The 25188-nt window shown below is 49.1% G+C and carries 22 protein-coding genes and 4 tRNA genes; 15 read left to right on the plus strand and 11 right to left on the minus strand.

Annotated features, from left to right (window positions below):
- Positions 1 to 140: 140 nt before the first annotated feature.
- Positions 141 to 1319 carry an ABC transporter substrate-binding protein gene (locus QN379_RS14885; RefSeq protein ID WP_322236613.1) on the plus strand — a complete coding sequence of 393 codons (1179 nt, stop codon included), beginning with the start codon at positions 141 to 143 and terminating at the stop codon, positions 1317 to 1319.
- A gap of 179 nt (positions 1320 to 1498) precedes the next feature.
- On the opposite strand, the gene panC is transcribed toward QN379_RS14885, so the two are convergent.
- The 4 genes from panC to metG all read right to left on the minus strand — a co-directional run bounded on the left by panC (position 1499) and on the right by metG (position 5936).
- Positions 1499 to 2338, minus strand: coding sequence for a pantoate--beta-alanine ligase (gene panC / locus QN379_RS14890; RefSeq protein ID WP_322236614.1), 840 nt, complete (start codon positions 2336 to 2338; stop codon positions 1499 to 1501).
- A 155-nt stretch (positions 2339 to 2493) separates the two neighbouring features.
- Positions 2494 to 3345 (minus strand): ScpA family protein, encoded by an 852-nt coding sequence (locus QN379_RS14895; RefSeq protein ID WP_322236616.1) that lies wholly within the window; start codon positions 3343 to 3345, stop codon positions 2494 to 2496.
- Positions 3346 to 3405: 60 nt separating this feature from the next.
- Entirely contained in the window at positions 3406 to 3615 is a 210-nt protein-coding gene (locus tag QN379_RS14900; protein WP_322236618.1) for a DUF3460 family protein, read from the minus strand.
- Positions 3616 to 3824: 209 nt separating this feature from the next.
- Positions 3825 to 5936, minus strand: coding sequence for a methionine--tRNA ligase (gene metG / locus QN379_RS14905; RefSeq protein ID WP_323506983.1), 2112 nt, complete (start codon positions 5934 to 5936; stop codon positions 3825 to 3827).
- A 209-nt stretch (positions 5937 to 6145) separates the two neighbouring features.
- Between metG and apbC the strand changes: the two genes are divergently transcribed.
- From apbC to QN379_RS14940, 7 genes are all read left to right on the plus strand, one after another.
- Positions 6146 to 7228 (plus strand): iron-sulfur cluster carrier protein ApbC, encoded by a 1083-nt coding sequence (apbC, locus tag QN379_RS14910; protein ID WP_322236621.1) that lies wholly within the window; start codon positions 6146 to 6148, stop codon positions 7226 to 7228.
- 174 nt (positions 7229 to 7402) lie between these two features.
- Positions 7403 to 7771 (plus strand): DUF4399 domain-containing protein, encoded by a 369-nt coding sequence (locus QN379_RS14915; protein ID WP_322240508.1) that lies wholly within the window; start codon positions 7403 to 7405, stop codon positions 7769 to 7771.
- A 139-nt stretch (positions 7772 to 7910) separates the two neighbouring features.
- Positions 7911 to 9368 (plus strand): glutamate--tRNA ligase, encoded by a 1458-nt coding sequence (gltX, locus tag QN379_RS14920; RefSeq protein WP_322236622.1) that lies wholly within the window; start codon positions 7911 to 7913, stop codon positions 9366 to 9368.
- Between the two features lie 63 nt (positions 9369 to 9431).
- Positions 9432 to 9507: transfer RNA gene (locus QN379_RS14925), tRNA-Ala, on the plus strand.
- Positions 9508 to 9576: 69 nt separating this feature from the next.
- Positions 9577 to 9652, plus strand: a tRNA-Glu gene (locus QN379_RS14930).
- A gap of 146 nt (positions 9653 to 9798) precedes the next feature.
- A tRNA-Glu gene (locus QN379_RS14935) sits at positions 9799 to 9874 on the plus strand.
- A gap of 146 nt (positions 9875 to 10020) precedes the next feature.
- Positions 10021 to 10096: transfer RNA gene (locus tag QN379_RS14940), tRNA-Glu, on the plus strand.
- A 221-nt stretch (positions 10097 to 10317) separates the two neighbouring features.
- Here the strand turns inward: QN379_RS14940 and QN379_RS14945 are convergent.
- The 3 genes from QN379_RS14945 to QN379_RS14955 form a co-directional block, all read right to left on the minus strand.
- Positions 10318 to 10641: a hypothetical protein gene (locus tag QN379_RS14945; RefSeq protein ID WP_322236624.1), complete on the minus strand. Its 324-nt coding sequence runs from the start codon at positions 10639 to 10641 to the stop codon at positions 10318 to 10320.
- Positions 10642 to 10835: 194 nt separating this feature from the next.
- On the minus strand, positions 10836 to 10988 hold the full coding sequence (locus QN379_RS14950) for a DUF3309 family protein (RefSeq protein ID WP_322236626.1): 153 nt from the start codon (positions 10986 to 10988) through the stop codon (positions 10836 to 10838).
- A gap of 138 nt (positions 10989 to 11126) precedes the next feature.
- Positions 11127 to 11645 (minus strand): glycine zipper 2TM domain-containing protein, encoded by a 519-nt coding sequence (locus QN379_RS14955; protein WP_322236628.1) that lies wholly within the window; start codon positions 11643 to 11645, stop codon positions 11127 to 11129.
- Between the two features lie 642 nt (positions 11646 to 12287).
- Here QN379_RS14955 and QN379_RS14960 point away from each other — a divergent pair.
- Positions 12288 to 12467 carry a hypothetical protein gene (locus tag QN379_RS14960; protein ID WP_322236630.1) on the plus strand — a complete coding sequence of 60 codons (180 nt, stop codon included), beginning with the start codon at positions 12288 to 12290 and terminating at the stop codon, positions 12465 to 12467.
- A 300-nt stretch (positions 12468 to 12767) separates the two neighbouring features.
- Here QN379_RS14960 and QN379_RS14965 read toward each other — a convergent pair whose 3' ends face one another.
- On the minus strand, positions 12768 to 13682 hold the full coding sequence (locus tag QN379_RS14965) for a LysR family transcriptional regulator (protein ID WP_323506984.1): 915 nt from the start codon (positions 13680 to 13682) through the stop codon (positions 12768 to 12770).
- A 377-nt stretch (positions 13683 to 14059) separates the two neighbouring features.
- Between QN379_RS14965 and gcl the strand changes: the two genes are divergently transcribed.
- From gcl to QN379_RS14995, 6 genes are all read left to right on the plus strand, one after another.
- Complete coding sequence (gene gcl / locus QN379_RS14970; RefSeq protein WP_323506985.1) at positions 14060 to 15835, plus strand: glyoxylate carboligase; 1776 nt, start codon at positions 14060 to 14062, stop codon at positions 15833 to 15835.
- A 57-nt stretch (positions 15836 to 15892) separates the two neighbouring features.
- The gene (gene hyi / locus QN379_RS14975; protein WP_322236636.1) at positions 15893 to 16672 is read left to right on the plus strand and encodes a hydroxypyruvate isomerase; all 780 of its coding nucleotides are present in this window, start codon (positions 15893 to 15895) and stop codon (positions 16670 to 16672) included.
- Positions 16673 to 16753: 81 nt separating this feature from the next.
- Positions 16754 to 17641, plus strand: a complete 888-nt coding sequence (glxR, locus tag QN379_RS14980) for a 2-hydroxy-3-oxopropionate reductase (protein WP_322236638.1) — start codon at positions 16754 to 16756, stop codon at positions 17639 to 17641.
- Positions 17642 to 17928: 287 nt separating this feature from the next.
- Positions 17929 to 19218: a glycerate kinase gene (locus tag QN379_RS14985; RefSeq protein WP_323506986.1), complete on the plus strand. Its 1290-nt coding sequence runs from the start codon at positions 17929 to 17931 to the stop codon at positions 19216 to 19218.
- Positions 19219 to 19413: 195 nt separating this feature from the next.
- A complete protein-coding gene (pyk, locus tag QN379_RS14990; RefSeq protein ID WP_323506987.1) occupies positions 19414 to 20835 on the plus strand; it encodes a pyruvate kinase in 1422 nt (473 codons plus the stop codon).
- A 45-nt stretch (positions 20836 to 20880) separates the two neighbouring features.
- Positions 20881 to 21486, plus strand: a complete 606-nt coding sequence (locus tag QN379_RS14995; RefSeq protein WP_323506988.1) for an amino acid synthesis family protein — start codon at positions 20881 to 20883, stop codon at positions 21484 to 21486.
- 219 nt (positions 21487 to 21705) lie between these two features.
- Here the strand turns inward: QN379_RS14995 and QN379_RS15000 are convergent, their stop codons facing one another.
- The 3 genes from QN379_RS15000 to QN379_RS15010 form a co-directional block, all read right to left on the minus strand.
- Positions 21706 to 22830 carry an Imm72 family immunity protein gene (locus QN379_RS15000; RefSeq protein WP_323506989.1) on the minus strand — a complete coding sequence of 375 codons (1125 nt, stop codon included), beginning with the start codon at positions 22828 to 22830 and terminating at the stop codon, positions 21706 to 21708.
- 16 nt (positions 22831 to 22846) lie between these two features.
- A complete protein-coding gene (locus QN379_RS15005; protein ID WP_323506990.1) occupies positions 22847 to 24346 on the minus strand; it encodes a hypothetical protein in 1500 nt (499 codons plus the stop codon).
- A partial coding sequence (locus QN379_RS15010; protein ID WP_323506991.1) for a DUF2345 domain-containing protein occupies positions 24343 to 25188 on the minus strand: 846 nt, incomplete at its 5' end. The genes QN379_RS15005 and QN379_RS15010, both read right to left, overlap by 4 nt.

Here is a 25188-nt window from a genome sequence, read left to right on the forward strand (position 1 = left end):
CGTCATATGTCAAGTAGATTGCATCACGCAATAAGCTGAGCAATATGGAAACTTCAGGCAAACTGCACTGTGGTCGATTGATATGGGCTTTGTACGGGTTTTGGATGGTTTCCTTTCGTTTTCTTTTGGTTAATGGCTATATGAAAAAAATCGACACACTTGGGTTGCAACATGGTTGCACCGGTATTGTTTTTCTGTGTTTTTCTTTATTCACTCAGATTGCCTTCGCGCAGATAAAAATCGGCGTCGATCTCGCCTTGACGGGCCCAGCGGCTGCGATAGGTGCGCCCACTAAAAACACCGTCCTATTGTGGCCAAAGCAGATTGGCGGGCAACGCGTCGAGTACATTATTCTCGATGATGGTTCCGATCCGAGTAACGCGGTACGTAATGCGCATAAACTCATTAGCGAAGATAAAGTTGATTTGATCGTTGGCCCGAATACCACGCCGAATGCGTTAGCTTTGCTGGATGTCATCGCTGAGGGCGAAACGCCGATGATTGCATTGGCGGCGTCCGCGTCAATAGTTTCGCCTCTGGATGCCAAGCGGGCGTGGGCGTTCAAAATGCCACAAAATGACTCGCATATGGCGACGATACTGACACAGCACATGGCCGACAATCACATTAAGACAGTCGCTTTTATCGGATTTGCGGATGCTTACGGCGATAGTTGGTGGCGTGAATTTTCAAGGCTGGCAGAGCTGCGGAAGATAAAGATTGTTGCCAGTGAGCGTTACAATCGGACTGATACGAGTGTCGTTGGACAGACACTTAAAATTATGTCGGCCCAGCCTGATGCAGTGTTGATTGCGGCAGCGGCCACGCCTGCAGTGTTGCCACAAAGAACGTTGGTCGATCGTGGCTATAAAGGACGCATCTATCAGACTCACGGTATTGCTACGCTTGATTTTCTAAGAGTCGGTGGCAAGGATGTTGAGGGGACTTTTTTCCCAACCGGACCCGCGGTGGTCGCCAGACAATTGCCGAATAGCAATCCCGTCAAGAAGACAGCATTAGACTTTACGACTCGCTATGAAGCGGCGTATGGTCCAGATACCATGACCCAGTTTGCCGCCGATGCTTGGGGCGCGTATATGTTAATTGCGAACGCGATACCGCAAGCATTGACCAAAGCCAAACCCGGTACTAAACAATTTCGAGCTGCGCTCCGTGATGCGTTGGAGCAAACGCACAATCTGACCGTTCCGCAAGGTGTGATCAACATGAGCCCTATCGATCACGTTGGTCTTGATCAGCGCTCCCGAGTGATGGGGCGTATTGTGGGAAATAAATTCACTTATGCTTACGGAGGATGAGGGATGTGTTGTGGAGCCGATGATCCAATTTTTATTAAAATATTAACTTAATGATCGAGCAATGTAGCACAACATTAAATGCAGGATTATTTACTTAGTGGACGTTGCCTGATGTTTTCTTTGTAAAATCGGTGCAATGTCAGAACTATTGCACCGGATTGGTCTATCCCTCACGCCAATTAAATTTCCAGATTGTCGATCAGCCGCGTGATGCCTATTTTTGCTGCGGCCAAAACAACCAGTGGTTCGCCCTTTGCTACTTCGCTGGCCGATGCTGGTTGCAGGTTGCTCCGCTTACGAACTGAAATGTAATCGGGCTGCCAGCCAGCTTCACGGAGTTGAGCGATTGCATCTTGTTCCAGCGCGTCGATCGTTTTCTGACCGCTACGGACACCTTCCGCCACTTGCGTCAGCATCTTGAACAAATTCGGCGCTTCAGCACGGTCCTCCGCAGATAAATACATATTGCGGGAAGAGAGCGCCAAGCCATCGTCAGCCCGAAAGGTTTCTGCAGCGATGATGTCGGTAGGTAGCGCAAACTGTTTTGCCATGTTCCGAATGATCATTAATTGCTGATAATCTTTCTTGCCGAAGACCGCCACGCGCGGTTGAACGCATGAAAATAGCTTCATTACTACGGTGGTGACGCCGGCAAAAAAGCCGGGACGGAATTCGCCCTCTAGTGTATTGCCGAGATCGTCCGGTGGACTAATGCGAAATTCCTGTGGTTCTGGATAAAGATCTTTTTCCGTTGGTGCAAACAGGACGTATACGCCTTCCTTCTCCAGTTTTGCCACGTCTGCGGCAAAAGTACGCGGATATTTATCGAAGTCTTCATTGGGCCCAAATTGCAGACGGTTGACAAAAATCGACGCCACAATAGGATCGCCGTGACGTTTGGCCAGCCGCATCAGTGATAGATGGCCATCATGCAAGTTGCCCATAGTTGGCACGAAGGCTGTACGTAGCTGGCCGCGCATGTGGTCACGCAATTCTTCGATAGAGGAAATAATTTTCATGAAATTGATCAGGTGATAAAAGTCGAATACAGCAACGGACTGCAGCGGTATAACACGGTATAAAAAATGTTTGGTTAATTTATTTGGGAGTTTTTCGTCGCCGATCGCGCTGCGGAATCACGCTTTAAGAATCGGCCGAAGTAAAAGAGTCATCATCAGGACGGGGAATAAGCCAGACGCACGTAGATCGGTGCAAAGGGTTCGGCTTGCGTGATTTCGATCAATGTTTCTTTGGCAAGTTCCAGCAGGGCGATGAAATTCACGACTAGTACGGGGACGCCGCGTGCGGGATCGAACAACTCGGCAAATTCGACGAATCTGGCGGACTGCAAACGTCGTAAAATACCCGTCATGTGTTCGCGGACTGATAGTTCTTCGCGACTAATGATGTGATGTTGTGTAAGTTTGGCGCGTTTGATGACATCGGCCCAGGCGGATTGCAGGTCGATGACAGCGACTTCTGGCCAGCGTGTGACGATGCTTTGTTCAATATAAATTTGGGTGCGGACAAAATCACGCCCCAATTGCGGCAGCTCGTTGATTTCACGTGCCGCTAATTTCATTTGCTCGTATTCCAGCAAGCGACGCACTAACTCTGCCCGAGGATCTTCTGCCTCTTCGCTGTCGGTTTTTCTGGAAGGCAACAACATCCGCGATTTAATTTCAATCAGCATCGCCGCCATGAGCAGATATTCAGCGGCTAGTTCAAGGTTAGTAATACGAATCTGATCAACGTATTCCAGATATTGCAATGTAACTTGCGCCATCGGAATATCAAGAATATTGAAGTTTTGCTTGCGGATTAAGTAGAGCAACAGATCAAGCGGCCCTTCGAATGCTTCGAGAAAGACTTCCAGCGCATCCGGTGGAATGTATAAATCGCTCGGCATGCGAAATAGCGGTTCGCCATACAGACGTGCAAACGCGACACCGTCGACTACGTTCGGTGTCGAGTCTGGCTGTCCCTCAACGGTGATTTCAGCGGCGTCTGACGAATTCTGCGTCATAGTGATCTTTTGACACCGCTGTTAATCGTCTTATGTTTGCGGGAGAAAGCCGTCGCAATATTAGTGCTCGTTTTGATAAACGTAGGGCTGTTGTGGAACGCGGGAGTCATTTGAGCGCAGTTGACTATCAAGATCGATAGGTGTTTTGTCCCATAAAAGTGCCCGACCGGCCAGTTGTTCTTGTTCCAATGCAGGGTTCTTTACCTTCAGTTCGCTGATGAACTGGGTGATTTCGGACTGGTATCCAGAAAATTGCTTGGAAAATTTCATTATATTTACCTGTTTTACTTATTTAGAAGCACATAAAAGTTAAGCGCTATTTTATGTCATTTCTTGCAGTGATGAATCGATAGTTGCTTTATGGATAACTTTTCTATTGTTCTATTATTTGTTACGGAAGTAGAATCAAAAAAACCAATGTCGACCAGCGACTCTTTACGAATAGGCTGGCCGTCACATTTACTGCTATTTATAGGTTATTAGCGAATCCGCATTCCCGGCGCAGCGCCTGGCCACGGAGTGAGAATATAAATACCTGGATTGGCTTTTTCATCCGCCGCTGAAGCCGCTAATACCATGCCTTCGGATATGCCGAATTTCATTTTGCGCGGTGCAAGATTGGCAACCATGACGGTCATCTTGCCAACCAATTCCTCTGGCTTATAAACGGACTTGATGCCAGAGAATACATTCCGTAAGCGACCTTCACCGACGTCAAGTGTTAGTCGCAACAGTTTGTCGGATCCTTCAACGTGCTCACAGTTAACTATTTTAGCAATTCGTAAATCGATTTTAGTGAAGTCATCAATTTTGATTTCCGGTGCCAGTTCTTCGATAGCCACGTTATCTTCCGCGCCAGTAACTGGAGCCGCTTCAATGGCGAGTCCATCCTCTTTGCCTTCTGGCGGTTCGAACAAAGCTTCCAGCATTTTAGGCTCAACCCGAGTCATCAAATGCGTGTAGGCATTAATTTGGTGACCATTACCAATCGGCAAATTAATATCACCCCACTGCAACGGCGCGATCTGCAAGAAGGCTTCGACTTGCTTCGCTAGTACCGGCAAGACGGGCTTTAAATAGATCGTCAATATTCGGAACGCTTCGAGAAGGCGGCTGCAGACTTCATGCAAGGCGGCTGACTTGCTCGGGTCTTTGGCTAGTTCCCAAGGCTTATTAACGTCGACGTAGGCGTTGATGATATCGGCCTGATCCATGATGGCGCGGAGTGCTTTGCCGTATTCGCGTCCTTCATACAGGTTTTTGATATCGGCGGAAACGGCGCGGAGATTTGCCAGAAACGGATCGCCATCGGTGGCCCAAAGCGTGCTGACCTTACCATCGAATTTTTTGGCAATGAAACCAGCTGCACGACTGGCGATATTGATGTATTTGCCAATCAAATCAGAGTTCACCCGGGCAACAAAATCATCTGGATTAAAATCAACGTCTTCGACTTTGGCGCTCAATTTGGCAGCGATGTAATAACGCAACCACTCTGGGTTCATGCCGATGTCGAGATAGCGCAATGGCGAGATACCCGTGCCACGGGACTTCGACATCTTTTCACCGCTAACAGTGATAAAACCGTGCACGAAGATGTTATTCGGCACTTTGCGCCCGGCAAACTTGAGCATTGCTGGCCAGAACAACGTGTGGAAATATGTAATGTCTTTACCAATAAAGTGGTATTGCTCAGTGCTAGGATCAGCCATGAAGGCATCAAAGTCACGACCGGTTTTGTCGAAATAATTTTTGAGTGATGCCAGATAGCCAATTGGCGCGTCCAGCCAGACATAAAAATACTTGCCCGGTGCATCAGGAATTTCAATACCAAAGTACGGCGCATCGCGGCTGATGTCCCAGTCACCCAGACCACCGTCGCCCTCTAACCATTCTTTGGCCTTGTTGGCGACTTCAGGTTGCAGACGATTGTCTTCGAGCGCCCATTGGCGCAAGAAGTCTACGCAACGTTGATCTGACAGTTTGAAGAAGAAATGTTCTGACGATTTCATGATCGGGGTGGCGCCCGACAATGTGGAGTACGGATTCTTTAGATCGGTGGGCGCATACACGGCGCTGCAATTTTCGCAAGAGTCGCCGTATTGGTCTTTGGTGCCGCATTTTGGACACTCGCCCTTAATGTAGCGGTCCGGCAAGAACATATTTTTGACCGGATCGAAAAATTGTTCGATGGTCTTGGTTGTGACCAGTTCGGCATCGTCGCGCAGGCTGCGATAGATTTCTTGCGACAAGGCGTGATTTTCAGGGCCGTCAGTCGAATGCCAATTGTCAAACGCGATATGGAACCCGTCCAGATACTCTTTGCGACCGGCCGCAATATTGGCGACAAATTGTTGCGGCGTGATCCCGGCTTTTTCAGCGGCGATCATGATTGGTGCGCCATGGGCATCGTCGGCACCGACAAAATGTACCTCATTGCCCAGCATTCGTTGGAACCGTACCCAGATATCGGCCTGGATGTATTCCATGATGTGGCCGATGTGGAATGCGCCGTTGGCGTAGGGCAGGGCGGTCGTAACGAATAGCTTGCGCGGAGGTTGCAAAGGTGAAGTGCTCAAATTGGTGCTCATTTAGCGATGCTGGTTTAAGTAAAACAGTGATTTTAGCAGTGCCAGCGCCTATCTCGTGCAAAGTAGGGCATCGTTACACCTTCCGGTGTGCCATTGTTGTTATTTGGAAAACTTTAGTGTGACCGAGTTTTCTGTCCGATTTTGGTATCTGATCTGCGCCGATCAGACGATTTAGTTTAGACTTGGCGCAATCATATAGAGGAGAAATAATGAGCGTCACGATTGAAGCGGTTAAGACCGCATTGTCCAATGTTATTGACCCTAACACCGGCAAGGATTTGATTTCCAGCAAATGTATAAAAAATATTCAGTTAGACGGCGCGAATGTTGCGTTTGATGTCGAACTGGGTTATCCAGCGAAAAGTCAATTTAGTTTGATTCGTAGTGCCGCAATTGCTGCGCTTAGCGGTATCGCGGGCAATGTCAGTGCGAATGTCTACTCAAAAATTCAAGCGCATTCGGTGCAGCGTGGTATCAAGTTGATGTCTAACGTCAAGAACATCATCGCCGTCGCTTCGGGCAAAGGCGGCGTCGGCAAATCAACAACAGCGGTAAACCTCGCGTTGGCCTTGGCCGCGGAGGGTGCACAAGTCGGTATTTTGGATGCGGATATTTATGGTCCGTCGCTGCCGATGATGATGGGTATCAGTGGTCGCCCTGAAACCAAGGACGGCAAAACGATGGAGCCGATGGAGAATCACGGCTTACAGGTTTCCAGCATCGGTTTTATGGTGGATCAGGATGAGCCGATGGTGTGGCGTGGTCCGATCGTCACCCAAGCGCTACAACAGTTGCTGGACCAAACCAACTGGCGCGATCTGGATTATCTGATTGTTGATATGCCGCCGGGAACTGGTGATATTCAATTAACGTTGTCACAAAAAGTTCCGGTCACCGGCGCAGTCATCGTTACAACTCCGCAAGACATTGCGTTGCTGGATGCGCGCAAGGGCTTGAAAATGTTTGAAAAAGTCGGCGTTCCAATTCTCGGTATTGTAGAGAATATGAGTACGCATATCTGCTCAAATTGCGGTCATGCTGAAGCCATCTTTGGGGCTGGAGGTGGCGAAAAAATGTGCAGCGAATACGGTGTTGATTTTCTGGGTGCGCTGCCGCTGACGATGTCGATTCGTGAGCAGACGGACTCTGGCAAGCCGACAGTGATTGCAGAGCCCGATGGGCCGATAGCGCATATCTACAAAGAGATTGCGCGGAAGGTGGCAATCAAGGTGGCGGAGAAGGCTAAAGATATGTCGAGCAAGTTTCCGACAATTGTGATCAAGAACGATTGATCGCAGTATGGTAACGCAGAGCGTGTCAGGTCAATTGGACTGGCTGACACGCTCAGATGCTATGATCCTTTGGCTGGTTCCAATTGGCTGGCTCGCTTAACGAGCCGTTCGTTCTCATTGAAAAAGGGTCATACGATGAAATCACGATTATTTACCGTACTTTTTAGCGTTTCGATGTTGGCCGCAGGTTTTATGCCGCAAATGGCACACGCTGCGTCTGTTAATTTTGTGTCACCCGCCGATGGTGCAGTGCTCACCAGCCCCTTCCCTGTCAAGTTTAGTGTCACGGGAATGGAGATTAAACCAGCGGGTGATATGACGCCAAGTACAGGGCATCATCATCTATTGATCAACCAAGGGCCAATTAAGGCGGGAGAGGTAATTCCTGCTGATGCGCAGCATCTGCATTTTGGCAAGGGCCAGACTGAGACGATGGTTACTCTGCCACCGGGCAAGTACAGTTTGACGATGCAACTCGGTAACGGCTTACATCAGTCGTATGGTCCCGAATTAAGCAAAACAATTAACGTCACCGTTAAATAAACCCTTTGCGTTGCCCGGACTAGCACAGCAAGTGATCAAGGGCGCAATCGGCGCAGATGTTCCCTCTGCCGGTGCAACGCGGTAAAATGTGGTTTTCATTGATAGCGGCTTTGGCAATCCAAGGCCGTTTTTATTTATCATGACCGCCACTACTTCAGCAGTAACTCCTCCTTTATCTCCTGTTCGCACCCGATTTGCGCCAAGTCCAACCGGCTATTTGCATTTGGGTGGTGCGCGCACAGCATTGTTTTCCTGGGCTTACGCTCGTCACTTTGGCGGTACGTTTGTATTGCGCGTCGAAGATACCGATCTTGAGCGTTCAACGCCGGAAGCGGTGGAGGCCATCATCGAAGGGATGCAATGGCTTGGTCTTGAGCACGACGAAGGTCCCTTTTTTCAGATGCAGCGCATGGACCGTTATCGTGAAGTGATTGCACAAATGCTGGCTGACGGCAGCGTCTACTATTGCTATTCGTCGCCTGAAGAAGTCGAAGCCATGCGCGAAAAAATGCGCGCTGCGGGTGAGAAGCCGCGCTACGACGGAACCTGGCGCCCGGAACCGGGCAAGACTTTGCCTGCGATTCCTGCTGATCGTACGCCGGTCGTGCGCTTCAAAAATCCTCTGGATGGTGACGTGAGTTGGGATGATGTCATCAAAGGCACGATTACCATTTCCAATCGTGAGATGGATGACCTCGTTATCGCTCGGCCTGATGGCACGCCGACTTACAATTTTTGCGTGGTAGTTGATGACTGGGATATGAAGATTACGCATGTCATCCGTGGTGACGACCATGTAAATAACACACCGCGCCAAATTAATATTTTGAAAGCACTCGGCGCGACTTTGCCTTTGTACGGTCACGTGCCGATGATTCTTGGCGCGGATGGCGAAAAGCTCTCTAAGCGCCATGGCGCCGTGAGCGTGATGGATTATCCGGCGCAAGGTTATCTGCCGGAGGCGATGCTGAATTATCTGGCGCGTCTGGGTTGGAGCCATGGTAACGAAGAAGTGTTCTCGATTGCGCAGTTTTGTGAGTGGTTCGACTTGGATCATCTATCGAAATCGCCAGCACAGTTCAATCCGGAAAAGCTGGCTTGGGTGAACAATCACTACATTAAGTTAGCAGACAATAACCGCTTGGCTGAATTGGTACGGCCATTGATGGAAAAAAATGGTGCCGATTTCTCAGATAGCGCTGACGGGTTATTCAAAGCACCGGATCTGGCAAAAGTCATCGGCCTGATGAAAGAGCGCGCCAACACCACGCATGAGATAGCCACGGCTGCGATGCTGTTTTATCGTCAGCCTGCGCCAGATGCAGCATTACTTGACCAGCATTTCAACGCTGTCGCAGCGACTATTAAGCCAGCACTGGCCGATTTCGCTGAGCGCTGCAAAACGGTTGAGTGGAATAAAGCGGCATTGGCCCCGATGATTAAGGAAGTGTTGGCAGCGCATGCGCTGAAAATGCCTCAAATTGCGATGCCAATGCGCTTGATGCTGACCGGTCAGTTACAGACACCGGCGATCGATTTGGTGCTGGAATTGTTTGGTCGCGAAACTGTATTAAACCGCCTACAGAAATATCTTTGATAAATCTTCAAAACGGGATTGTCAGGGAGGTCATTACTTTGCTATAATTTCGCTTCTTCGCAAGGGGGTATAGCTCAGCTGGGAGAGCGCTTGCATGGCATGCAAGAGGTCAGCGGTTCGATCCCGCTTACCTCCACCAGCGTAAGCAGGTGGAGTAAAAAAGAGTAAAGTAGCAAAGTAATACCACTAGCAGTACGGACAGATTATTGTCCCCATCGTCTAGAGGCCTAGGACATCACCCTTTCACGGTGAGTACAGGGGTTCGAATCCCCTTGGGGACACCAGATAAAAAAGTCGCATCTGCGTGATGCGACTTTTTGTATTAAGACCGAATAGGTCGAGCATTGCAGATTTAGTGTAAATTGTAAGCGAAGCAAGGCCACGCGAGCAAAGCTGTGTATGTACAGCAAAGTAGTAAGGACAGATTTCTGTCCCCATCGTCTAGAGGCCTAGGACATCACCCTTTCACGGTGAGTACAGGGGTTCGAATCCCCTTGGGGACACCAGATAAAAAAGTCGCATCTGCGTGATGCGACTTTTTGTATTAAGACCGAATAGGTCGAGCATTGCAGATTTAGTGTAAATTGTAAGCGAAGCAAGGCCACGCGAGCAAAGCTGTGTATGTACAGCAAAGTAGTAAGGACAGATTTCTGTCCCCATCGTCTAGAGGCCTAGGACATCACCCTTTCACGGTGAGTACAGGGGTTCGAATCCCCTTGGGGACACCAAGATAAAAAGCCCGCATCGGTTGATGCGGGCTTTTTGCATTGTTGGAAATATCACCGTATATCGATCATTAATAAAAAATCACTAAATAAACACTCTCTACAGATAGATTTTAAGAGTGTGATCAAAGATGTAATTATATTGTTGTATTAAATCCACAATGGTGGTGTGATGATGGATATTGTTTTTGAATGATCTGCATCAACTTTAAAAGTTCACATTTTCATTCCATATCAGAATCAGCACGTTGGCGTGCTAACACGCGATGCGCACGTTGCATATCGCTCGCTAAATTGCTCTTCGCCTCATTACGACAAGCAGCCAGTTCCCTATTGCGTAAACTACGGCACTCATTTAGTGACTGTTGATAAGCCGCGTTGGCTTCCTTTGTCATGTTATTGAAGCGCGCACGCGGGGACATGTCCTCGCTATGCCAGCGAGGCGGGTCTTTCATTTGTACATTTTCTTCGGCGGCGAAAGCGTGCATCGCGTAACTTCCAGTCGCTATCAGAGCGGTTAGGAAAGCAGCGTGAATTTTGCGGTGCATGGTTATTACTCCTTGCTGCGGTAATGTTGCTGCGCAGCGGTTTATGAGATGCAAGAAAAGTGGTTCAACTTAGCTTGAGTCCACCGATAAACATTTGTCTCAGGTGAGAGTTTTGTTGCGGCATAGTGCTATTGTCTAAAGAGTCATTACCCATTAGGGTCACAATGCACGTCAGGCTTATGTTAAGCGTGACCTTACAGCCGTCCGGTGAGCAATAACACAATGAGCACGATGACGATGACGCCTGTGATGCCACTTGGTCCATAGCCCCAACTGCGGCTATGCGACCAGGTTGGTAGCGCGCCCACCAGTAATAGAATCAAAATAATTAGAAGGATCGTTCCCATGCTTTACTCCTCTTTGGTTAGTTGTTGCAAAAAAAGATGTAACGCCAAGCATGTGATGCAGCTTCGACCTGTTTTTTAAACTTGCGGACAAGTCGATTTTGTCGGATGTGATTGTGTCTATCCTTTTAGCGCAATCGATTAATAACGTGAAATTTGGCCGTTATCGATCCTTACTCGATCACCTACGCGTAAATCCCCTGGATTGCTGAGATTGATGGTCTGGTAACCGTTGTCGTTCATACGAACGCGCACGTCGTAAGAGGAAGGAGTTTGATTATTGCGTTGCTCCAGCTGGTTTCCGACTACCGCGCCGCCGACCGCACCGCCAACTGTGGCGACTGTATTACCAGTTCCATGACCGATTTGATGCCCCAAGACGCCGCCTAGTAGGCCACCGACTAGTGCGCCTGCAATTCCGCGGCTTTGGTTTTCTCCTTGAACGACATCGATGGCATCAACGACGCCGCGGCCGTTATAGGATTGTCGGCTCGATGGAATGTTTTGATTGGGCGGATTATATTGATTTGATTGATAAGATTGATTTGGAGGATTGCGGTATTGCTGTCCATCGTATGGGCTGGCGCAAGATGCAAGAAGAAGGGTCCCGCCGATCACCGTCGAAACTAAAAAAGTGCGGGATATATTGTTGTATTTCATGGCATCTCCTAAATCCATTGACTAGTCGTGATAGATGAGTACGGAATCTCAGTGTGGATTGGTCGTTACCAACCTTCTTCAACGTTAGTGAAAACTAAAAACACTTTTTCTAAATATGCTGCCCTGAAGGTCAATGCATAAAAATATAGATGAGTACTACGATGACTGCCGGTACGCCGAGCAGCCATGCTAAAAAATACTTACCCATGACGTAATCCTCTCGAATCGGTTGGCGAAAAAAATAACATCACGAATTAAGTTTTAGAGTAAGTTTTAGGGATAAGGAGCTACTAGATCGCCTCAACGAGCTAGTTAATTATAAAGAAAAAGGATTTCTAACTCTATCGGACGGGGGCTCTTAATGCTGTAGGACTACGCGAAGTAACCTAGCCGAACGTCAGCCGTTGGCTACGCATTATGATTATCTCGAATACTTATAGCGTTACCGTTATTACCGTTCGTCCTACTTAAGGGTAGGAGGCTGTCCTATACGGCGAGAAGTAAGAGCGGTCTATTATGAGTATTCAAGATAGCTTAATTGGACTTAAACTCTCTTAAATTCTGCTGCGTAACGTTGATCATTTTGAAGGTTGCCAGAAAGAAATTTCGAACGGATGATTGCAAGGTTAAAAGGAGTTCTAAATGATGAACAGCAAAAGTGCTTTATTGATGCTAGCCGTTTCTAGTTTGACCGCATTGTTGTTGATGGCGAAGCAAAGACTAGCCCGAGCTAATTCGGAGCAAAATTTACAGAAAAAAGCGATTACTACCTGGGAAGGCGAGGGTGGAAATCTTCCCGAGAGACATGGTCGGGCGGAGTAGATAATCGCGTGTTAGGGGTGACAAAGAATTCTTCTTCCGGGAAAATTTCGTCAGCTTATTCGTTAGCTTTTATTCAGTCTTACTCAAATCTGGTCGTTAAACGCGCAGGCGCGGTTTGTTGTGTGCATGTTTGTGCGTGTGCGTGTGCGTTGCGGCCTGATCTGGCATCTATTGTGATGCGCTCGCAGTCAGGCTTTACCACTCCCCTCTCACTCTGGTTTACGCCCTTGTCCTAAATGATGGGTAACAGGTAAACGGGTGTTAAACAGGTGGTTATTTAAACCGCTTTGACTAAATATTTCATGCCACGCTTTGAGTCCAGTAACCAGGTTTAGCGAAGGTTTCTTTCAAGCGATCGATGAAAAATCGTGTTTTAGCAGGGAGATGTCTTTGCTGCGGATATACAGCCATGATGTCGTAGTGTGGCAGTGCAAACTCATCGAGAACGGTAATGAGTTCGCCGCTGGCTAACTGTGACTGAATTTCCCAGGTAGATCGCCACGCCAAGCCGAGGCTTTCGCTCACCCATCGATGTAGCAACTCGCCATCGTTACAATCCAAATTTCCTTCTGCCTTAATCACAATCGGCCTACCACCCTGTTGGAAATACCATCCACGTTGCTGGCCGCCTTGCAGGTTAAACGATAAGCAATTGTGATCTGCTATATCGTCTAAAGTAGCAGGCGTGCCGTTGCGACGCAGATAATCTGGAGTAGCGCACACTACGCGCCGATTGCTCGCTAGTTTTACCGCAACGAAATTGGGGTCAATTACGCCGCCGATACGAATGCTGATGTCGTAGCCTTCGCGTACCAGATCGACCACACGATCAGTGAGATTGAACGAAATTCTCACTTCCGGGTTAGCTGCAATAAAATCCGGTGCATGCGGCGCGACGTGCTTACGTCCAAACGCTGCTGGCGCCGACACCACTAAATGTCCGGTGGCTTTATGGCGCCCTTCGGAAATAATTTTTTCGGCAAAATCAAGATCTGTCAGTAGCTTACGGCAATGATCCAGAAACACTGTTCCTTGTTCAGTTAGTGTCAGATGACGCGTGGTGCGATGCATGAGCTTGGTACCGAGTCGCTTCTCTAGCGCATCAATACGCCGTCCTAACATGACGGGTGTGATGTTTTGCTCCAGCGCCGCACCGGCCAGACTCCCTTTTTCGACCACACTGACGAGCGCTTCGATTTGTTTCAGCTTGTCCATATCTTCCTCCGATTGTCTACTTTACCGCGGATTCCGTACTAAAAGTATGGAATAAGAAGACGAATTGTCTTCTTATCAAACATAAAGTTTGCTATTACGATGTGCTTTATCGACTTCAATCCTTTAGGATTTACGCAAAATCGCCAAAACTGCATTGTGCTTTCTTAGCCGCCCACGCGCCGCGATACGACGTATTGGTTTTGTCTGAGGGGTGGGCAAATTCAATGTGAGGCTAGTTTTGCGTAAGTCCTTATCCCAATCAAACACCGCGCTCATTGTGTTGCTCATTGTGGTGAGAGTTGGATAAATTTTCGTTTGGTAACACCTTGATAGCGATGTTTAAGCGGTAACAAAACAATTAACAATCTGGAGGCAATATGGCAAAGATGAGAGCAATTGACGCAGCGGTATATGTATTGGAAAAAGAAGGCTGTTTGCAAGTGTTCGGTGTTCCAGGTGCAGCCATTAACCCGCTTTATTCAGCGATGAAAAAGCACGGCGGCATCAAACACGTACTGGCCCGTCACGTTGAAGGCGCATCGCATATGGCCGAAGGCTATACCCGCGCTACCGCTGGTAATATCGGCGTCTGTATCGGCACTTCGGGACCAGCCGGTACCGACATGATTACCGGCTTATATTCAGCCCAGGCGGATTCGATTCCTATTTTGTGCATTACCGGTCAGGCACCGCGTTCACGTTTGTACAAAGAAGATTTTCAAGCGGTCGATATTGAGTCAATCGCTAAACCAGTCACTAAATGGGCGGTAACCGTGCGTGAGCCAGCATTGGTGCCACGCGTGTTCCAGCAAGCTTTCCATTTAATGCGCTCAGGTCGCCCGGGTCCCGTACTCATTGATTTGCCGTTTGATGTGCAGGTGGCAGAGATCGAATTTGATCCTGATACGTATGAATCGTTGTCAGTCTACAAGCCGAAAGCTTCCCGGGCACAGATTGAAAAAGCGTTGACCATGTTAGGTGAGTCCGAGCGTCCGTTGCTGACAATTGGTGGCGGCGTTATCAATGCGGATGCTGCTGAACTGGCTGTCGAGTTTGCTGAATTGACCGGCGTTCCGGTGATTCCAACATTGATGGCATGGGGCGCAATCCCCGATGATCATCCGCAAATGGCGGGAATGGTCGGCTTGCAAACCAGCCATCGTTATGGCAATGCCACTATGTTGGCATCGGACTTTGTACTAGGTATCGGCAATCGTTGGGCCAATCGCCATACCGGTTCAGTCGAAGTATTTACCAAAGGCCGTAAATTTGTGCACGTGGATATTGAGCCGACGCAGATCGGTCGCGTCTTCGGTCCTGACTATGGCATTGTTTCGGATGCAAAAGCCGCATTGATCCTGTTTATTGAGGTCGCAAAAGAATTAAAAGCAGCGGGTAAATTACCTGATCGGTCAGCTTGGTTGCGCGAATGCCAGGAGCGCAAACGCACTATGCAGCGCCGGACGCATTTTGAAAACGTACCGGTCAAACCGCAACGCGTGTATGAAGAAATGAACCGCGCATTCGGTCGCGATACTTGCTACATCAGCACGATTGGTTTGTCGCAAATCGCAGCGGCCCAATTCCTGCACGTATACCATCCGCGGCATTGGATCAACTGCGGTCAGGCCGGTCCATTGGGCTGGACTATTTCGGCGGCACTCGGCGTCTGCGTCGCGGATCCGAAGCGTGAAGTAGTCGCGATTTCTGGCGACTATGATTTTCAATTCATGATTGAAGAGTTGGCCGTCGGCGCGCAGTTTAATTTGCCGTACATCCACGTGGTAGTTAACAACTCTTACCTTGGTTTGATACGTCAGGCGCAACGCGGCTTTGAAATGGATTACTGCGTACAACTTGCATTTGAGAATATCAATGCGCCAGAGTTGAACGGCTATGGCGTGGATCATGTTGCCGTAGTTGAAGGTCTTGGTTGCAAAGCCATACGGGTCAGCAATCCGAATCAGATTCAGGACGCATTTGCGCAAGCAAAGCGCTGGATGGCCGAGTTCCGCGTGCCGGTAGTGGTGGAAATTATTTTGGAGCGCGTCACTAACGTCGCCATGGGTAACGAAATTGACAACATCAACGAGTTTGAAGATTTGGCGACTAGTCGTGAAGATGCGCCCACCGCGGTTAGTTTGTTGGACTAAGTCACTTTAATCTGCGCTGAAATCATTTCCGCATCATTGAATAGAAGGGGAAAAAATATGACCAAACTAGCTGCCAATCTCACAATGCTGTTTACGGAGTTACCATTTCTTGAACGTTTTGGCGCAGCAGCCACAGCCGGTTTCAAAGGTGTTGAGTTTCTGTTTCCGTATGCATTTCGAGCAGAGGAAATAAGCGATAAATTGCAGACCAATGGCTTGGAATTAGTTCTTCACAATTTGCCAGCGGGTAACTGGGAAGCTGGCGAACGCGGGATTGCCTGTCATCCGGATCGCATCAGTGAATTCAAGGAAGGCATAGATGAGGCGCTGCGTTATGCCAAGATACTCGGTGTGAAGCAATTGAACTGTCTGGTCGGCATCGCACCATCCGGCGTCAGTGCGGAAGAACTAAAAGCCACCGTTGTCAGCAATTTGACATTCGCTGCAGATAAATTTCAGGCAGCAGGAATTCGTTTGTTGATTGAACCGATCAACACATTCGATATTCCCGGCTTCTACCTCAGCGGAACCCAGCAAGCGCTCGATCTTATTGCGGCGACTGGGTCGGGCAATATTTTTGTGCAATACGACATTTATCACATGCAACGAATGGAAGGCGAATTGGCAAACACCATCAAAGCCAATCTTCCCCGCATCGCACATATACAACTGGCCGACAATCCAGGCCGTTTTGAACCCGGTACTGGCGAAATCAACTATCGCTTCCTATTTTCGTTTTTGGATGAAATCGGTTACGACGGCTGGATCGGTTGTGAGTACAAGCCTAAGGCGGGAACAGTGGATGGATTGGGTTGGCGCACAGCGCACGGCCTATAAGCAAGGCATTTATGTATGTAGCTGATTCATTAGATCGCAAAGTAATGACAGACAATTTTTACCACATCTAGGAGATTTATCATGGCAAAAGTAGGCTTTATTGGATTAGGTATCATGGGCGCGCCGATGGCGGAAAATCTACAACGCGGTGGCCACAAGTTATATCTCCATGATCAAAAAAATCCACCAGCAGCATTGATAGACGGCGGCGCAACAGTCTGTACGTCCGGTGCAGAAGTTGCCAAACGCGCTGATATCATTATCGTCATGGTACCGGATACCCCACACGTGGAAGCCGTATTGTTCGACGATAAAGGCGTAGCCGAGGGTTTGACCGCAGGTAAAGTTGTCGTCGACATGAGTTCAATTTCACCGATTGCCACCAAAGGCTTCGCAAAAAAAATCAACGCACTCGGTTGTGAATATTTGGATGCGCCAGTTTCTGGCGGTGAAGTCGGTGCCAAAGCCGCCTCATTGACGATTATGGTCGGCGGTTCTGAAACTACCTTCAACGACGTTAAACCGTTGTTCGAATTGTTGGGTAAGAACATAACGTTGGTTGGCGGCAATGGTGACGGTCAGACCACCAAAGTGGCTAATCAAATCATTGTTGCCCTGAATATTCAAGCTGTTGCAGAGGCATTATTATTCGCTTCAAAAGCAGGAGCCGATCCAGCACGGGTTCGACAAGCACTGATGGGTGGTTTTGCGGCATCGCGCATTTTGGAAGTTCACGGTGAGCGAATGGTTAAACGTACTTTTAATCCAGGTTTCCGTATTGAGTTGCATCAAAAAGATCTAAATCTAGCGTTGCAAGGCGCCAAGGCACTTGGTATTTCATTACCAAATACTGCTATGGCGCAAGAGCTCATGAATACCTGCGCTGCAAATGGTATGAGCGGATTGGATCATTCTGCGCTATGCAGGGCAATCGAAATTATGTCGAATCATCAAATTGCTTCTGCATAAGTGGTAAATTGGGTGCAAAATTATATTCGTAGCCGCCGGTTTTATGAATAACGTCGACACAATTGAGGACCCGCCTGCGGCGGGCCTTAGCTCTTCAGTCACGTTCTTTTTGGTTAGTCTTTTTTGCGGGGCAACGAACCGTATCAAGAAAGAGTAGCTATTTGGCGGGCTACTCCACTCGTATCTACGGAGCATAAACTCTGTTTAATACAGACGATCGAATACAATTGCCAGACGATGAAAACGTTTAATTAAATTTTGCTATTCACCACTCAAGGCCACTCAGCATGACTATCCAAACCGCCGCAATTAATCCTCGCCAACTATTATTAGACATGTACCAAAGCGCCGTCGATGCTGTCAGCGCCACCAAATGTCTACCAGCTTATTTAGCCAAAATTCCCGCCCCAACCGGCAAAGGTCGAACGCTAGTCATTGGCGCTGGCAAAGGAGCGGCTGCCATGGCAAAAGCGGTAGAGGATCATTGGCAAGGTGAACTAGGAGGATTGGTGGTGACCCGCTACGGTCACGGCGCTGATTGCAAGCGCATCGAAGTGGTTGAAGCATCCCATCCAGTGCCAGACGAGGCGGGACGTCAAGCCGCTGCGCGGATATTGGAAATGGTGCAAGGATTGACTGAAGACGATTTGGTGCTCTGCCTCATCTCCGGCGGCGGATCGTCATTATTGGCCCTGCCGGCGCAAGGTGTCTCGCTTGAGCAAAAACAAGCAATCAACAAAGCATTATTAAAAAGCGGCGCAAATATTTTTGAAATGAATTGCGTGCGTAAGCATTTATCCGCCATCAAAGGCGGTCGGCTAGCGTTGGCGTGTGCGCCAGCGCGGGTTGTGACGCTGATGATTTCCGATATTCCTGGCGACGATCCGGGCGTTATTGCCAGCGGTCCGACACTAGCCGATCCAACGACCTGCGCCGAAGCATTGGCAGTCTTAAAAAAGTATCAGATTGAGATTCCTGCGGCAATCTTGCAGCACCTTGAATCCGGCGACGGCGAGAGCCCAAAACCTGGTGATCCAAAACTGGCACGGAATCAGCATTACGTTATTGCTACCGCGCAGGATGCCTTAGAGGCCGCCGCCGCGACAGCGTTGGCGGCTGGTCTGACCCCGTATATTTTATCGGATGAAATGGAAGGCGAAGCCCGAGATATCGGTCTCGCCCACGCGGCTCTGGCGCGCCAAATTACACGCCGCGGTCAGCCATTCGCGAAGCCTTGCGTTGTTATATCGGGCGGTGAAACAACGGTCACTGTACGGGGGCATGGGCGAGGCGGGCGCAATGCAGAATTCTTGTTGAGCCTGGCGACTGCGCTTGACGGCTATCCCGATATCCACGCCATCGCTTGCGATACGGATGGCATTGATGGGTCCGAAGACAACGCTGGTGCGATCTACCAACCGCAGTCGATGCGAAAGGCGGAGGAGCTGGGTTTGCGACCTAAGGCGATGCTGGATAACAACGATGGGTATGGATTTTTTGAGGCGTTGGGGGATTTGGTTGTTAGTGGGCCGACGAGGACAAATGTTAATGATTTTCGGGCTATGTTGATTTTGTAGAGTTTGGGTAATTTTACTTAATGCCGTCACTGCTACTCGGTGACGCGTTAGCTTCGACAAAGGCCGAGCCGAGGCAAGAATAATATAACGCCAACTTAATCCAGTACCAATTTAAAAATGTTACCCCGAAACCGCTTAGACCGCTAATAAGTCTAACTGAATTCCCCTCTCACAACTCGCAAAAGAAAGCCCTCCATGCGCCGCCAACGAAAAGCAAAAATCGTCGCCACACTAGGCCCCACCAGTTCCAGTCAGGAAATGATCCAGGCGCTATTCGAAGCCGGCGCAGATGTCTTCCGATTTAACTTCAGTCATGGCAGTCACGCCGATCACCATGAGCGTTATCGTCTAGTGCGCGAAGTAGAGCGAACTGTTGGTCGTCCTATTGCTATTCTTGCTGATCTGCAAGGACCTAAACTCCGTATTGGTCAGTTCGTCGATGGCAAAATTACGTTAACCGCTGGTCAGGAATTTACGCTCGATCGGGACACCACTCCCGGAAATAGTGACCGGGTTTGTCTCCCGCATCCGGAGCTATTTGAAGTCATCGCTGGTGGTCAATCATTGTTGCTGGATGACGGAAAATTACGTCTTAAAGTACTTGATAGTGATGGTCAGCGTATCCGTACATGCGTGGTTAATGGTGGAGCGTTATCTGACCGTAAAGGCGTCAATGTGCCGGACGCCGTGTTGCCCATTCCCGCATTAACCGAAAAAGATAAGCGTGATCTGGCGTTCGCACTGGAGTTGGGGGTTGATTGGGTCGCGCTGTCATTTGTTCAGCGTCCCGAAGATGTGCTCGAAGCCAAAGCGTTGATCGGTGACCGCGCATGGGTGCTGTCCAAATTGGAAAAGCCGGCCGCCCTAGATCAACTTGATGCAATCGTCCATGTGTCAGATGCGATTATGGTGGCCCGCGGTGATCTTGGTGTTGAGCTTCCGCCAGAGCGTGTTCCGGGCGTACAAAAGCGTATCTTGCGTGTGTGCCGTCAACAGGGAAAACCGGTAGTCATCGCCACCCAAATGCTTGAGTCGATGATTACGATGCCGGTTCCTACGCGGGCTGAAGCGTCAGATGTCGCGAGTGCGATTTATGATGGTTCCGATGCAGTGATGCTGTCTGCAGAATCAGCTAGCGGCGCTTATCCGCTGGAAGCGGTAGAAATGATGAATCGGATTATCGCTGAAGTCGAGCAAGATCCACTTTACCGCAATCTGCTTGATGCACAACAAGAGACGCCGTTACCTAATCGCAGCGACGCAATTTGTTCCGCACTCCGTGACGTTACGCGCATCGTTGGCGCCAAAGCCACCGTGACTTACACTAGTTCTGGGCATACCAGTTTACGCGCCGCCCGTGAACGGCCGATTGCACCGATTGTCAGCATCACACCAAAGCTTGCAACGGCACGTCGACTGGCGCTGGTGTGGGGCGTTCATTCGACGATCAGCGACCAGGTTCATAACGAAAGCGAGATGGTCAAAGCAGCTTGTGAAACGGTCGTCAAAGAAGGTTTTGCTATTGCTGGAGATCAGATCGCAATCACTGCTGGTATGCCTTTTGGTCAACCCGGTAGTACCAACCTGTTGCGTCTTGCAGAAATTTGGCCGCAATAAGTCGTCTTCAGCAACCTCTTTTAAATGATGGATGAGATATAACAAATGACAAAACCTGCAAATTTCGAAAACTATCATATCCGTAAGTGGTACACCCAAATTGATGACACGCTGGCAAATGAAAGCGGTGTACTAGCCGATGGTGCGGCCTTGCGAAAGATTGTAATAGCGGTCGCCATCCATAATCCGTACGCAGGACAATTCAATCAAAGCCTGGAAAAAATTCTCGCTAATTCTCCTGCGCTGGGAGCGGAATTCGGTCGCCGACTCAATTTGGCGCTAGGCACAGATAAAGTTGAAAGTTACGGCAAAGCCTGCATCGTCGGCATCGGCGGCGAATATGAGCATGGTAATGCGTTCTTAACGCCGGCATTTGTCATGCCAATTCGCGAAGCGATTGGCGGAGGCAAAGCATGGATTCCATCATCAGGAAAGCGTGGTGTACCGGGCACCAATCTTGATATTCCGTTGGCGCATAAAGACGCGTTATACGTGCCATCGCATTACGATACGGTGACGACCCAGTTCACCGATGCACCCAATGCGGACGAAATCGTCGTAGCATTCGCAGTAGCAACGCGCGGTCGTCTGCATGCACGTTTGGGTGGATTGAAAGCGATCGAAATTGAAGGAAAGAATGGGTTGAATTGAGGTAATGCGTAATATCGGAGGTTGCTAAAATTGCGCATTAGCTAAATTTTCAACAAGTTATTTTCTTTTGTTAGAAAAGTGCAAGCCTGATCGTTTTTTTAATTTCGATCAGGACTTTAATGCCCTTGATACAGAGATCGGCAATAGATAACTTTACAGCTATGTAAATTTATCAGCAAAACTAAACCTAACCAGCCTTCGCTGGTAATGGGGTTCGCTTTACACTTTGAGATACCAGGTGACAGCATTCCCTGCCGCGTTAATTTTTGACCCTGGCATGATATTCCCTGCCTCCACTCGCACCGTTTTGCCTTGCATATGCGGCGCATGCCAGTTGCCTGTTATTGGACACACATCACCCGGATAAGCTTTATGATCTGTAAATATCTGCGGCGCGACCGGCGGTCTGGTTTTCAGATAGTCCGCTTCTTCAGCGGGAATCGTGCCGTCCAGATAGCGCTTGTCTTCCCACAGCAAACGCCACCAGACTTCCTCCCACGTGTCCATGCCTTCTAATTGATATTCGGTGGCAACCGCGCCGGCTAAAAAATAATTAGGGCAACCGACTTTTGCAGCCATCTTTGCCGGATCAGTATTTTTGAAGATCGGCGTGATAAACCACGGTTCCCAGATACCGTCAGTGGGAATGGTCCCACCGGTGAAGATTTGATCCTGATGGTTGCGGTTATAGGATGGACAAGACGGAAGGTAATCCGGGAAGATCCTGGGGATCGGCCATTCGGGTTCGAAGAAGAGGGTTTCATAGGTCCATTTTTGGGACTGACGTAGGCTATTCCAATCCACTAAACGAAAAGGGTCGTAATCCTTCAAGTTCGACGTCGTGATCCGCCGAGTAGAGTTCATCGCCGCAGCGATGATGACGTCCTTGATGAAGGCGGTATGATTACTTGGATGAATGCTATTTCCGGGATGTTCGTAGACAATCCCTAAAGCAATATAAAAAGGGTCAATACACACCCCCTTTTCATCTGCATATCGGCCAAATAATTGCTCCATAAAATCTGTCCGGGAAATCGTGTTGTATGCCTCTTGCTTATGGTGCGTAGAACGAAGCAGCGCCAGTCCTTGCTCCATTGATATCATCTGGCGCAGGAATTCTTTGTATTCTTCTTCATGCCGGGTCTGAGCATGAACGGCGTAGCGATAGTTTTGTACAGCAAGCGGGGGGGTCTTCAGTTGGTTAACAAACGCATCCAAAAAACCTTGATACCGCAATCTGGCCTGATCCAGAAAGGTAAAACTGGTATATTTTTTAAGTAAGTAAAACGCCTGATTCCGTGCTTGCTGTTCCTGCTCTGGTGTCATGGTTTGTCGGTTTTGCATATTATTTCCCTATCTGTTAGTTATTTGTTTGCTTACCCGCCGTGGCCGCACCGCGTAATAGATAACCTTCCTGGACGATCTTGGCGGAGCGTTCGTTAGGGGCCAAAAAGACGGCGGTTGGCCGCACATGATGTGGAATGTTTGCGTCGGTCCAGTTGGTCGGCTTTACCGGTACATGTTTTTCAACGTATTCACGCAGCGGTTTATGATAGGCATCATGGAAGTCGATATACAGCTGGATTTCGCCACCTGGCAATAAGATACCGGTGGCTTTCGCGCCTTGAGAATCGACTTGCTCGGCTACTTTCCCGCGCCATGCACGAATACCTTCCCAACTGTCATCGACATGAATACCTAATTTGCGCATGTCGTCTGCCGATGGTATGTGTTCCAGCACCAGATAAGCGCCGTTTTTACTCCAATCTTGCTTGACCGCGTAATCCAACCGCCATGCTTTGCCATTTACCGGAATTTTTTCTGCCCAAAAATTTCCAGTTTTTCTGGGCTCTTCAGTGTCAATGATTCTTGGCAGATAGACCTTCTTTCCGGCGGGAAGCAATACCGGCTCTATTGATGCTTTACTACTGAAGGAATATAAATTCGGATAAATAGTATTAACTTCGTCAATTTCCTTTTTATACCCATCCAACCGAGGCCATCCTTCCTTATGCTTGTAATGCGCCCGCGTCGCCGCTGTATGCCCTTTACTCGCAATATGAATAGGTGACACCTCGCCAATCCGCGCCTCGGTGGTGCGAATTTTGATTGGACCCGCACCGACTGTGATGGGAAAAACATTACCCTCAATCAAATTGCTGCGCACTTTATTGAGTAAAGCGTTCAGTTCTTTAAAAGCTTGTGGAATCATTTTGTCGGCCAGAAGCTGCAATTTGTCGAGCTTTGGCGGCAAGGCTTGCAACCAGCTTTTGACCGGGGCGGGCAATACCGCGCCCAACTCACGGGCCGTAAAAATACTCGTGTCGCGTAGACGGCGCATCAAGACATAATAAGCTGACGTGACGGGTGCCTGATACGCTGTAAAGTCCAGCGTGTTAAAAAAAACGCGTGTATTTCCGTAGCCCATTTTGCGCAGGAAGGCTAATATCTGTTCGCCTATGTGTGATAGTTTGGCGGAGTCATATGCCGCCTGTAGCAACAATCTGCCGACACCTTTCAAGATGCCACCCAACACTGGTATCACAGCGAGCAAACACAATACCAATGCGACCCAGTTCCAAATGTCTTTCGCCTCTTTATCGCTATCGGCCATGCGCAAGCTAATCGCAATGGCATCGCGGGCAGCCGTGATTTCGCCCGCTACAGGAAACATGCTGACCACTGCGTCGACGACAATTTGGCCCACCGTTGGCTTGGTTTTAAACTCTCCTTTTAATGCCCCGCCGATCCACTGTGCCCCGCCGACGATCTGGTTCACGGCCTGATGGCCTGCCTGATGCGCGCGCTCCCAGATATCATCGGCGACCTCGAATACGGTCAGTTCGATTTCTGCACTCATGGCGCATCTCCCCTTTTTTTAATGGAATCGTGCATGTCGTCCTGTGTCCAAAGCATTTCATATGCTGAAGATTTCTGATGGATCGCTTTGCCGATAAACGCACGCTGATCTTCGCCAAGTATGAGCTGGCCGACGCCATCGGGTGCGTCGGGTAGATTTGCCTTTCCCGAATGATCGAGTTGACCCTGATAGTTTTTTCCGCTGTCAAAATTGATACTGAAAGAGCCATCTTGCACAGCATCGTTATCGTGATACGCCACATCCAGTTCACGTTTGAAATCGGATTGCAGGAAAGATGGCGTTACTACTGGTAAGCCTTTTGGCCCGGCCACATCGCTGCTCGCCGTCCGTATCAGATACGCGCCACTGGTCCCGCTCTCAATGCCATTGGCGTTATATTTGGTATAGCTGCCGCCGCCATTGATCATGACTTCTTCGGTGGCATTGATGGAGATGGTATTGGCGGTGTGGGTAATATTGAGTTTGGCTAAAATGTTGAGGCTGTTCTTTAATGCCTTCACATCGATGTCGGCGCTGCTGGCGACCATTTTCATACCGGCGTTGTAGGCAAACAGGCGGATGCCGTTTTTGACACTAGCGATGAGCCGTTGTCCGACCGACAAACTTATATCCTGTCCGCTGGTGATCGCCACATGTTCGCCGCTGGCAATGTGAGTTGATTGCGGCGTCGTGGTAGCGATTCCCGCTGGACTGGCGAGTATCAGATGCGGTGCGGTTAATTCGGGAAAGCTGCCGTCTTTGGCCTTGCCGCCGGTCCCTTGAATCGCGTCGTTCTGATCGGTGAGTGAAGTGGTGACCGCTTTGTGCTCATCGGCTTCAAG

The sequence above is a fragment of the Glaciimonas sp. Gout2 genome, from assembly GCF_035018905.1.
Lineage (GTDB): Bacteria > Pseudomonadota > Gammaproteobacteria > Burkholderiales > Burkholderiaceae_D > Glaciimonas.